The following is a 12,177-nucleotide window of genomic DNA, read 5'->3' as shown; positions in this document are numbered from 1 at the left end:
TTATTGAATTAGAATAATATCCTTTTCTGATTTCATGTAGTCGACAGAGTATTTCAGTTCGCCATTTGTTTCGGAGTAAATAGTATACAATATATCACCTTTTTCGACTTTGGTATTCAAAGGCGTTTTTAATAGCAATCCTGCTTTACTATCGTGCGGTGCACCAGCAAGTTTTGCGATTTTCGCAAGTTTTCGGTTATCAATTTCAATCACAACTCCTGATTTTTCAGCTGTAACATCTTCTTTAAAGACGGCAAATTCAGGTTCTCTAAAACCACCTTGGGCTTTGCATATCGCAAGAAACTTCTCGTAAGCCTTTCCAGAGGATAGGATTTCTTGAGCACTTTGTAATCCATTTTTTTCATCTACTAAGTCGATGATGCTAGCTGCAATTAGAAGTGATTTATTTTTTAAATCTTGAGGTGCATTTTCTTCATTGCGCAACACACTAAGCACATCCATAGCTTCTAGTGTAGGGCCAATTCCTCTACCAATGGGCTGGGACCCATCCGTAAAAAGAACATTTACTTTGATGCCCATCGCTTTTCCAACGACATTGAAATAATATTTTAATTTTTCGGCATCTTCTTCTGTTCTTACTTTTGCTGTTTTTCCTATTGGAATATCAATAACCACATGTGTCGAACCCGCGGCAATCTTTTTTGACAATACTGATGCAATCATTTGTCCTTCACCATCCACATCAAGCGCTCTTTCTACCCGAATTAAGATATCATCGGCTGGGCTTAGTTTGATGGAACCGCCCCAAACGAAGCATCCATTTTCCTGCTCTACTATTTTTTGAATTTGTTTGATGCTGAGATCAATTGTCGTCATGGTTTCTAAGCTGTCAGCCGTGCCTGCAGGCGATGTAATGGCCCGAGAAGAAGTTTTGGGTATTGTAAGGCCGTAGGCAGCAACTATTGCCACTACGATAGGTGTTGTTCTGTTTCCAGGAAGTCCTCCTACACAATGTTTGTCGACCACAATTTTTTTATTCCAAGAAAGTCTTTGCCCTGAAACTACCATCGCTTTAGTGAGTCCTATTATTTCTTCGATGTTGAGATTGTCACCGGCACAAGCAGTTATAAAAGCAGCAATTTCGATATTAGAATATTCGCCCTTGACAATATCTTTTATTATGTTTTGTAGGTTCTCATTGTTCAGCTGTCTGCCATACATTTTAGCTCTAATACTACTCATGGAAGTCACGGGCTGCACATGTGAAAAACTAATTTCGTCCCCTTTCTTAGCGTTTAAATCTTTCCATGCACTTTCAGACAATCCCGCTTCTCCCGCTTGTAAAATTCCATCAGTGATAATGTATAAAGTGGCTATTTTAGAATTGCCATTTACAGTTACTAGTACTCTATTTAGTGCTTCGAAACCTTCTGATTTACAGATATGGCAATCTTTTCGCATGAAAACAACGTTTTCTCGCTGCGCATCGATGCCAAGATGGATTAATTTTAGAGTGTTAAAAGTAGTATCCATAAAACAAATATTTAATGACGTTGCGCATTAGAAAAGTACAACCTCAATTAATGTGGTCGGAGGATTTTTGGAGCTGAATAATAATTCAAGATGAATGTAAAAATAGTTGAACTTCAGTCATTGTAATTTGTAAAATTAGCGCCACTTAGTTCTCATATAGTCTTAATCTGTTTCTAACAGCTATAAGCTCTGTCTGTAATGCATCAATTTTCTGTAGTAAGTTAAAAACAACATCAATTCCTTCTATATTGACATCTAATTCTTGATGCATCCGGATGATCTTTTCGATTTCATAAATGGAATCTTGATGAATATATTGCACCTGTTCCACTGTTTGAATCTCTACTAATCCAAGTTCGCTTAAATGACTAAAGAAAGCCAGTTCGACTTTATAGTGGCTAACTAATGTGTGGAGTGGAATGAAGTTTTCTGTATTCATAATGTTCTTAGCTTAGAAAGTTCAGTGTATAATTCCTTTTCTTTTTCAGACAGACTTGTTGGAATTTTTATTTCATAAGTGATGTATAAATCACCAAATTGATTTTCCTTTTTATAAACGGGAAAGCCTTTTCCTTTTAGTTTTACTTTGGTTCCATTTTGAGTTCCCGCGGGTACTTTCAATTTTACTTTTCCGTCAAAAGTGTCTACGGTAATCTCACCTCCTAATATGGCTGAATAGACATCTAAATCTACAGCTGCGTACAGATTTGCTTTATCTCGTTTAAAAGCAGTATGATTCTCTATGGTGAAAGTGATGTATAAATCCCCTTTTGGACCGCCTCCAGCACCTTCTGCTCCAAGTCCAGTAATTTTTATTATTTGTCCGTTTTCTACTCCCGCGGGAATAGTAAGCCGAATGTTTTTTCCATTGATCGTCAATGTTTGCTTGTGGGTGGTATAGACCTCTTTTAAGTCAAGATGCAGTTCAGCATTAAAATCCTGACCTTTAAATTGTGTACTACGGCCACCACCTCTTGCAGATTGTCCCCCAAACATAGATTCGAAAAAGTCCGAATAATCTCCGCCGCCGCTAAAACCGCCACCAAAACCGGCTTGTTGTCTTCCTCCTTGGTATTGCTGCTGCTGTCTTCTTGATTGTTCATACTGCTCGGCCTGTTGCCAGTTTTCACCGTGTTGATCATATTTTTTACGATTCTCAGCATTGCTCAAGACTTCATTGGCTTCATTTAGTTCTTTAAATTTTCTTTCGGCCTCTTTGTCATTAGGATTCAAGTCGGGATGGTATTTTCGGGCCATTTTTCGATACGCCTTTTTAATGTCAGCTTCGCTAGCCTTTTTTTCGACTCCTAATACTTTATAATAGTCTATAAATGCCATTTTATATTTTTTTTTCAATTGTTGATACGGCGGTTCCCTTTTAGCGCTACTACTTTTCTAAAAGTCTGAAAAGATATAATATAGTAGCTGCATAAATTTACTGATTTTTTATATGATTAATTGTAATAAAATGTTTTATTTCAGTTTGTTAGGGGGATTTTATAAAGTGTGCCAATAATAATATATTTTTGGCTGCAGATTAGTAAAAGGATGGGTAAGATTAATGATAGATGAATCTTTTATTCTGATATCTCTCGGTTCTTTTTTCTAAAATCAACAGGTCTTACCTTAACCAAATTATAAAAAGTGTTGCTAAAAGTAGCCGGACTATTGTATCCAGATGCATAGGCAATCTCACTGATAGACATTTCAGTTTGCAGTAATTTTTCCATACTATGGATTATTCGAGTGAGTTTTACATATTGCAAAAATGAAATATCTAAGTTATCTCGAAATATACGCGAAAGGCTGCGGCTGCTGAAACCAAATTGTTTAGCAACATCTTGTAAAAGTAGCAGTTGGTCTACATGAATATGGATGTATTTTAAAATTGGGCTTAATCTCTGGTTAGTAGTTGTGGGAAGTACTACAGGAAGTGGATTTTTGCTAATTTCTGCAATAATATTTCCTAAGGTTTTTATATATTGAAATTTATTTTTTTCTTTTTTAAAAATATTTCCGCTCCAGTTTTCGGTGAATAAAATCATTTCCAGAACCAAATTTGATGCAGGGAAAATTCCCATTTTCGAATAAAAATCATTACTATTAAGAATGTGAGTAGGAATATAAATATTCCGTATCATAGTTATGGAGCTTTTTAACTCGATAAAATGCTCCATACCCGCTGGAATCCAAATATAGTGACGGGCAGGTAAGAAATAGGAATTGTCATTTGTCTTTAAATAAGCAGCTCCTCCTTCTATATAAGTAAGCTGATGCTTGTTGTGACTGTGCATGGCAAGTTGCTCTTCAATCTTAGTATGGTAGATGTAAGTAGTCTTCGGATATTGATTTACCTTTTCTAAAAAACTAGGCTCTTTTATCGTGGGCATATCATGATTTTTAATTTGGCTCAAATTAACAAATAAATGGCCTAATTTACAAATTAAGACTTAAAAAGAAATTGGAATTTTGCAGTTCTAATTTAAGAAGTAAATATGCACTTTAGTTATTGTAAAATAGGACTGCCTATATTCTTGTTTTTTTTTGTTCCGATACAAGCTCAAAAACTAATGAAAGATAGTGTTGCAATTTCGCTCGAAAGCGTTTGGGAAAAAGCCGCTCGAAATAGCAAGGAAATTAAAATCCATCATTTGCATACAGCATCTGGTGCCGAAGCCGTAAAAAATGCAAAGAGCAAACAACTTCCTGAAATAGGTTTTAATGCTAACTATGGCAAATTAGCTAACATTCCCATTTTTAACAATGGAATTTTACACCATCCAGACTATATACCCTTAGAGGATCATTCTATTTATGGTGCTACAATTGATGCGTATTTTGAAATTTACAATGGGCATAAGCTAAAAACAAATATCAAAAAAGAAGTTGCGAAACAGGAGTTATCAGAATATATAGAAGAGGAAACTATAGAAAACATCCATTATCAAGTGGCTGAAACTTATTTGAAATTGCAACTCTATTTACAATTTGAAAAATTAGTAAAGAAGAATATTTATCAAAATGAAGAACGCTTAAAACTAATTCAAAAATTACATGCAGGAGGAGTCGTTTTGAAAAGTGATTTACTTCGAGCGCAATTGCAATTGTCTAAGCAGAAAACTTCTTTAACAGAAATTCGAAATAATGCGCAATTAGCCATGCAGGAACTAAATATTTACATGGGAGAACCTGATTTTCAAAATTTGAAACCCACAGATTCTATTGGTTTTCGAGAAGGGCAGCATTTAATGAGCTATGATGATTATATTGATAGCGCTATAAACAAATCTCCATTACAGAAGATTGCTAAGCAAAAAGTAGCACTTAGTAAATTAAATATAGAAGGCTTAAAAGCGGATAAATTACCAAGAATAGGTTTGTTTGGCGATTATAATTATTCCTATCCGCAGATCAAATTGTATCCCTATGAAAATGCGCCCTACTTACTAGGAGTTGTAGGGGTTAAATTATCGTACTCGATTTCGTCGATATATCATGATGTGCATAAAGAAGAAGAAGCTAAAATCCTCTATGAAGAGCAAAAAATAGCACAAGAAAATGTGCAAGATAATTTACGAAAAGACATCAATAGGGCTTATAAACGTTACATAGAAGATCAAGAAAAAATAGAGGAATTACAATTGAATATAAAACAAGCGGCAGAGAATAGTCGCATACTCAATCATACCTATTTTAACCAATTGTCATTAATAACTGACTTGCTTGATGCGGACACACAGTTATTGCAAGCACAATTTGAACTCGTTTCAGCCAAAATATCAGAGCAAGTACACTATTACCAACTACTAAAAAATACAGGAAACCTATAATTATGGCTACAACAACAGAAAAACACGAACGTATTGACAGGATTATTGTTAAGATTACTTATAGTATTGCCTCAATAGTATTGGTTTTATTGGTTATTTATGGTCTATATGCACTCGTAAAAATGTATCGCTATGAAGAAACTAATGATGCTCAGGTAGAAGAATATATTAATCCAATAATAAGTAGAACGACAGGATATGTTCAAGAAATTAAATTTAGAGACCATCAACGTGTTTATAAAGGAGACACTTTGCTAGTGATCGATAAAAATGAAACTATGATGCAATTAAAAGAAGCCGAAGCTGAGTTGAGTTCCGCCAGAGCTTCTTTAGTAGTGCTCGAAAGTAATACAGTAACCACAACTAGTAGCGCATCAATAAGTGAGGCTAGTATTGCTGCATCTCAGGCAAAGCTGTGGCAGCAAGAACAAGAATTTAGTAGATATAAAAAATTACTAGCTGAGGAAGCAGTTACGCAACAACATTTTGAGGCTATAAAAACCAGCTTCGAAATCGCAAAGTCAGAATATAAAGCGGTTCTAAACAGCTATAAAACAGCCAAAGGCAAGATAAATGATGTTGGTTCACAATTAGTCGTAGCCAAAGCAAATGTTCAGCAAAGAGAAGCTATCGTAGAACATATTAAGCTCAATTTGACCTATGCTGTTATCACCGCACCAGCCGATGGGATTATGGGAGATAAGACATTGCAAGTAGGGCAATTGATTCAAAAAGGACAAACGATAGGCTTTATTGTAGATCAAGATCAAGGGAAATGGATTGTAGCTAATTTTAAAGAAACCCAAATTGCAAATTTGAAAGAAGGACAAGAGGTAGAAATTAAAGTAGATGCTTACTCTAAGGAGACTTTTCATGGTAAGATCCAATCTCTTGCCCCAGCTACAGGATCTCGATTCTCGCTTTTGCCTCCTGATAATGCTACAGGGAATTTTGTGAAAATTATTCAGCGTTTTCCAGTTAGGATACTTTTGACAGATGCTGTAGCAAAAACAAATAACCTTCGTGCAGGTATGAATGCTGAGGTTTTGATTCCTAAATTATAACTTTTATATGAATCAATCGTCAAACATTTTTAAAAATTGGGTTCCGAAATGGCTAATTAAAGTTACGATATTTATAGTAATTCTTCCAGCGGTATCCATGTTAGCGGCTTATATAGGAGGAGTTAGTAGTGCCGCTAGTTTTTATGGTCTGGATCCGACAGATATTCAATTTTCGATCGTACTGTATTATGTTGGGATTGCTAGTTTTTTTCCATTGGAAAGAAGGTTTTTTAGCTATTTTGCTTCCAAAACTTATTTTTTAATGTGTGTTTTATTGTTTACAGCAATCAATTTACTACTGTATAGCACTCAAAATGCATTACTTTTTCTGGTCTTACGATATTTAGGAGGAGTGGTTACAGTGGGTTTAATTGGTGTTACAATAAATCTGATATTTTCTCAGTTTCATTCGAACCGATCAAGAGTTTTAGGATACGCTGTTTTTTATGGAACCTTGCTAATATCTAATGCATTTATCTACTTGTTTGATGCTTATATATTTCAAAATTATGATTTTAATGTATTGTATTTAGCGATTATTTATGTTCAAATTCCGGGCGTGCTTCTACTGCTACTGTGTCTGAAAACAAATTTACGGTTGCACCAAAAAAGGCTTCCCTTGCTGGATTTAGATTGGAAGAGTTTCGTGATTTACAGCACACTACTTACTTTAATAGCCTATGTGATTATGTATGGTCAATATTACAATTGGTTTGAAAGTATTCGTATTTGGGTATGTGTAGGAAGCATCATACTATTGCTTGGAATTTTTATTTTAGTACAAAAAAATCGAAAACGTCCGTTTATCGATTTAACAATTTACAAATTCCGAAATTTTCGAATAGGAGCCTTGCTACTAATTCTCTATTATATTTCTAAAGGCGATCTTAGTGCCGCTAATACTTTTCTTTTTAATGAGATGGGTTTAGATTCGTATCATTATGCCTACATCATGTTATTTAATGCCATTGGTATTGTTGTTGGTATAACAATAACGGCACGATTTCTTTTGCGTAAGCGAAATATGCGCTTAATATGGCTTACAGGATTCGCTTTTTTACTGCTGTATCATATACAAATGTTTTTTGTTTTTGGCTCTCAAGCCAATGAAAATAGTGTTGTACTGCCTTTATTTTTTCAAGGACTTGGAAATGGGATTTTGATGCTTTCTATTGTTTTTTTTACAATTTCCTCTGTTCCAGAATCTAAGAGTTTCTCCGCTTCATTGAGTGGCGTTTCTTTTCGGTTTTTTGCATTCACAGTAAGCTTAGCACTTATTTCCTTTGTGAATTTAAAACAAGTAAGTGTACATTATAACGAACTTGGAAATACTATAACCACTTTAAATAGTGAATCCGGTAAGCGTTTACAACTGTATGAAAATCTGGCTCTTGCCAAAGGAGCTTCAACAATTAAAGCCAAAGTAGTGGCGAAGAAGTTAATGGGAAAAGCTGTTGCAAATCATACGAATATTCTGTTTGCAAGAGATTATTACTATTATATGGGTGTTTTTATATTTTTTATAATGCTAGGTATTGCACTAATTCCTCATTTGCATTTTCGATTCCGGAAAATTGGTGCAGAAGTGATTCCTATCTAATTTGAAAGTAACCATCGCTGCATTGTAGCCTGTTCTCTAATTGATAAATTGGTCTTTGGTATTAAATAGTATGTAGTCAAAAATCGATTCGATGATAATTAGGTCGAATTCGTCGAAACAGGATTAGAATAAATTTAACCAGCTACTGTTTTTTTTCAACTTTTAGCTTTTCATTTTTAGTATTCCGACGAAATACCCATTTCTCTATTTCTACTGCCCAAAAAATGATGCTTGACGCGGCTAAGGTTATAACTAACTCTAAATAAGATAATGGTTGGGTTCTGAAAACTTCATTGAAAAAAGGAGTGTAGATAATAATCAATTGTAAACTAACCGTTAATAATAGAGAAATCAACATGGGTTTATTCGAAAAAAAACCGATTTTGAAAACGGATTCCCGCGTGGAGCGAATTGCCATTACGTGTCCCATCTGACTGAAGCAAAGCACTGTAAAAGCCATTGTTTGCCAATGCACTATCTCACTATGAATTGCCCAGGCTTGTATACCAAGTGTTACTACTCCCATCAAAAGTCCGACCCATAAAATGTGTATGGCCATGCCTCCGGCAAAAATATTCAACTTCGGATTTCGTGGGGGACGCTGCATGATATTTGCTTCGGCGGGCTCAGAGGCTAATGCCAGTCCTGGTAGTCCATCGGTTACAAGATTAATCCAAAGTATATGAATCGCAAGCAACGGTATTGGCAAACCGAAAAAAGGGGCTAAAAAAATTGCCCAAATTTCGCCAGAATTAGATGTCATAGTATATTTTATAAATTTCAGGATATTGTCAAATATTCTTCGTCCGTGTTTTACTGCTACTACGATTGTGGCAAAATTATCATCGAGTAATATCATCGCTGCGGCTTCCTTAGAAACGGCTGTTCCATTAATTCCCATGGCTATACCTATGTCGGCATTCTTAAGTGCTGGCGCATCATTTACACCGTCACCGGTCATAGCAACAAAATGATTTTTAGACTGTAAGGCATTAATGATTAGTAATTTTTGTTCGGGATTTACTCGGGCATAAACACGTACATTTTCTACAATTTCCGAGAATTTTGTGGGTGATAATTTGGCAAGTTCGATTCCTGTTAAGACAAGGTTTTTCTCGGAAGTAATGATTCCTAACTTCTCAGCAATGGCTTTGGCTGTCAATTTATGATCGCCAGTAATCATGACAGGAATAATACCTGCTTCTACGCATTGTGAAACGGCCTGTTTAGCCTCTTCACGTGGAGGATCAATCATTCCCACAAAACCGATAAGTGTTAAAGTAGACTCTATTTCATTCGAAACTAATTTGTCAGGTAAATTGGGTAGGGTTGTCATCGCATAGCCTAAAATCCGATATCCTTTTTCGGCCATCTCGTTTACTCTGAGTTCTAGTTCTGGAATAAGTGATTTTTGATTGTCAGTCAATTTATTGAATATTACTTCAACCGCGCCTTTCACAATGACAATTATTTCGTTTGGCTGGTCCGAAGAGGGATTTTGGATTTGATGTAATGTGGTCATACATTTCCTTTTCGAATCGAAAGGCAATTCTGCAACGCGGGGAAATTTTAATTCTAATTCGGCCCGCTCCATTTTTTTTTGTGAAGCATATTGAACTAATGCGACTTCAGTGGATTCCCCGAGCCATTCTCCAGTTTTATCTTTTGAGACATCATTGTTCAAAGCCATTAGATGGAGAAGGATGTCTCCTTCGAGAAAAATAGTATCGTATTTTTTGTCAAACGTTTCATAAATGCCTTCGACTGTCATTTTATTTAATGTAAGTGTACCCGTCTTGTCAGAGCATATGTAAGTAACGGAACCCAGTGTTTCAACGGCTGGAAGTTTACGTATTAGCGCATTTCGTTTCACTAATCGCTTAGCGCCAAAGGCAAGAGCAATAGTCACCAAAGCGGGTAAAGCTTCGGGAATGGCGGCCACCGAAAGGGAAATAGACACTATTAACATGGAATACGGGGATTCTCCACGCAGCCAGCCAATTAGAAAAATAACGAGGCAAATAAATAGAATGACCATCGACAATCGTTTTCCAAAAGAGGCTAATCTTTTTTGCAATGGAGTCAAAGTTGCCTCAGTCTGAATCATTTTTGCAATTCCTCCTAACTCGGTATTCATTGCCGTTGCCACGACATAAGCAAGTGCTCTACCGTTAGTGACAAAAGTTCCCTTGAATCCCATATTCGTAAGATCTCCTAGCGAATATTCTTGCTTAGGAAGGGAGTCAGCATTTTTTTCTACATTATAGGATTCTCCTGTAAGTGTAGATTCATCTACTTTTAACTGATGGGTTTCAAAAAAACGAACATCAGCAGGAATACTATTTCCAACTTCAAGAATCACCACATCTCCAGGAACAATATCAAAAGCGGGGATGTCAATTCGATGTCCTTCACGTAGAACCTGCACCACGTTTGACACCATGTTTTTTAAAGCCTCCATTGCTTTTTCAGCGCGGTATTCTTGAACTACACCAATAACTGCATTAATAATTACGATGGCAACTATAACTATAGTATCTGTTAGGTCACCCATTATTCCTGAGATAATTGCCGCAATGACTAAAATAATAATCATAAAATCTCGGAACTGACGAACCAACATCTGCAGAAGGGTCTTCTTTTTTTTATCTTCAATCTGATTTTTACCGTACTGGACTAGACGTTCTTCAGCAGTTTTTTCATCTATACCTGAGGGGGATGTCTCCAACTTCTCAGAAACTTCAGAAAGTGAAAGTAAATGCCAATTGATATTCATCTGAATTTATTTTAGGTAATGCGTGCTTTCTGCTTTTCGAAATAAAATAAATAATTAATTTATTTCGTTTTCACAAATGCCAGCGTAGGACCATGCATTAAAGTTAGCAATTGTAGTATTTGCAATTCCCTGTAAAGCTTCATTGGTCAGAAACCCTTGGTGTCCAGTAATTAAAACATTGGGAAAGGCGCGAAGAATGGTATATAAATTATCTTCAAATTTTTTATCCATATGGTTGCCAAAGAAGATGTTCTTTTCCTTTTCATAAACATCTAAACCGGCTGCTCCAATTTTTCCTGACTTGAGCGCCATTATCAAATCTTCGGTATTCACGACGCTTCCTCTGGCGGTATTAATAAAAATCACTCCTTTTTTCATCATATTAAAGTAACTTTTATGGAACATGTATTTTGTTTCTGAATTTAACGGACAATGAACTGAAATCACATCAGAATTTTTACAAAGTTCTTCCAGTGTGCTATAGCTAATGTTAATTTGTTTGCTTAACTCCTCATTTATTTGTGGATCATAAGCTAAAATTTGGCAACCAAAACCATGCATAATTTTTGCAAAAGCGGCACCTATTTTTCCGGTTCCAATAATTCCCACTTTTTTTCCATGCAAGTCAAAACCTATTAAGTTATCTAGGCGGTAGTCACCCATTTGCATTAGTTTTTGGCCGAGCGTAATTTTTCGATTTAAAGCCATTAGTAATGCAACAGCATGCTCCGCTACAGAATAGGGGGAATAGGCCGGAACATTAGCCACTTTTATTCCCAAGGCTCTTGCTTTCATAATGTTTATATGGTCGTATCCTACAGAGCGTAAGGCAATATATCTAATACCAAGTAAATATAATTTTTCCAGTACAACATCAGAGGCATCGTCAGCTGTAAAAAGAGCAATGCCTTCATATCCTTTGGCAAGAATTGCAGTATCTTCATTTAATGACTTATCTGTGTATTCTATTTCCAGTTTGCCATGGGTTGTATTCTCGATAAAGGATTTGTCAAATGCGAATATGCTGTACATTAAAATTTTCATAATGTTTATTTTACTTCAAATGATGAATATTTTAGTTGTTTATATGGTTATAATTTTTATTATTTCGAATAGGTTATTTTAAATTGAAAGATATCAAATCGCTTTCCATCTGCTTAAGTAGGGAAGAAGATCTAACGCTTCTTGAATCGTATGTTCTGAAAGTTTTAATTTTTTCATTTGTGTTTCTACCGTTTCTTTCATGTCGGCAAATGTCATGTTTGGCTGTGTAAATTCCCCAGCTTGGTAGCAATATTTGCAATACTCATCCGTTTTTAATCCATTTGCTTTTGTTCCTTTCAATTGCTCGTTATCAAGTGGAATTCCACAACTCTGACATAATGTATCTAATTGCATAGTATTGATTTTTAA

General features: G+C 35.6%; 10 protein-coding genes. 3 read left to right on the top strand and 7 right to left on the bottom strand.

The window, feature by feature from the left end; genetic code table 11:
* The 4 genes from E0F98_RS14970 to E0F98_RS14955 form a co-directional block, all read right to left on the bottom strand.
* Positions 1–1,494: a thymidine phosphorylase family protein gene (locus tag E0F98_RS14970; protein WP_132112902.1), complete on the bottom strand. Its 1,494-nt coding sequence runs from the start codon at positions 1,492–1,494 to the stop codon at positions 1–3.
* 145 nt (positions 1,495–1,639) lie between these two features.
* The gene (locus tag E0F98_RS14965; RefSeq protein ID WP_207917115.1) at positions 1,640–1,933 is read right to left on the bottom strand and encodes a chaperone modulator CbpM; all 294 of its coding nucleotides are present in this window, start codon (positions 1,931–1,933) and stop codon (positions 1,640–1,642) included.
* Complete coding sequence (locus tag E0F98_RS14960) at positions 1,930–2,832, bottom strand: DnaJ C-terminal domain-containing protein (protein ID WP_132112898.1); 903 nt, start codon at positions 2,830–2,832, stop codon at positions 1,930–1,932. The genes E0F98_RS14965 and E0F98_RS14960 overlap by 4 nt, the downstream gene beginning before the upstream one ends.
* Before the next feature lie 239 nt (positions 2,833–3,071).
* Positions 3,072–3,884 (bottom strand): AraC family transcriptional regulator, encoded by an 813-nt coding sequence (locus E0F98_RS14955; RefSeq protein WP_132112896.1) that lies wholly within the window; start codon positions 3,882–3,884, stop codon positions 3,072–3,074.
* 180 nt (positions 3,885–4,064) lie between these two features.
* Between E0F98_RS14955 and E0F98_RS14950 the strand changes: the two genes are divergently transcribed.
* Genes E0F98_RS14950 through E0F98_RS14940 form a run of 3 tightly spaced genes read left to right on the top strand, consistent with a single transcriptional unit; the run spans position 4,065 to position 7,988 of the window.
* Positions 4,065–5,324, top strand: coding sequence for a TolC family protein (locus tag E0F98_RS14950; RefSeq protein ID WP_243699260.1), 1,260 nt, complete (start codon positions 4,065–4,067; stop codon positions 5,322–5,324).
* A gap of 2 nt (positions 5,325–5,326) precedes the next feature.
* Entirely contained in the window at positions 5,327–6,388 is a 1,062-nt protein-coding gene (locus E0F98_RS14945) for an HlyD family secretion protein (RefSeq protein ID WP_132112894.1), read from the top strand.
* A 7-nt stretch (positions 6,389–6,395) separates the two neighbouring features.
* The gene (locus E0F98_RS14940) at positions 6,396–7,988 is read left to right on the top strand and encodes an MFS transporter (RefSeq protein ID WP_132112892.1); all 1,593 of its coding nucleotides are present in this window, start codon (positions 6,396–6,398) and stop codon (positions 7,986–7,988) included.
* 142 nt (positions 7,989–8,130) lie between these two features.
* Here E0F98_RS14940 and E0F98_RS14935 read toward each other — a convergent pair whose 3' ends face one another.
* The 3 genes from E0F98_RS14935 to E0F98_RS14925 all read right to left on the bottom strand — a co-directional run bounded on the left by E0F98_RS14935 (position 8,131) and on the right by E0F98_RS14925 (position 12,162).
* Positions 8,131–10,764 carry a cation-translocating P-type ATPase gene (locus E0F98_RS14935; protein ID WP_132112890.1) on the bottom strand — a complete coding sequence of 878 codons (2,634 nt, stop codon included), beginning with the start codon at positions 10,762–10,764 and terminating at the stop codon, positions 8,131–8,133.
* Between the two features lie 54 nt (positions 10,765–10,818).
* Complete coding sequence (locus E0F98_RS14930) at positions 10,819–11,808, bottom strand: 2-hydroxyacid dehydrogenase (RefSeq protein ID WP_132112888.1); 990 nt, start codon at positions 11,806–11,808, stop codon at positions 10,819–10,821.
* Between the two features lie 93 nt (positions 11,809–11,901).
* The gene (locus E0F98_RS14925) at positions 11,902–12,162 is read right to left on the bottom strand and encodes a zinc ribbon domain-containing protein (protein ID WP_132112886.1); all 261 of its coding nucleotides are present in this window, start codon (positions 12,160–12,162) and stop codon (positions 11,902–11,904) included.
* Positions 12,163–12,177: the final 15 nt, after the last annotated feature.

Source organism: Flavobacterium hiemivividum, from assembly GCF_004349145.1.
Classification (GTDB): domain Bacteria; phylum Bacteroidota; class Bacteroidia; order Flavobacteriales; family Flavobacteriaceae; genus Flavobacterium; species Flavobacterium hiemivividum.
This window is presented reverse-complemented; position numbering and strand designations above follow the sequence as displayed.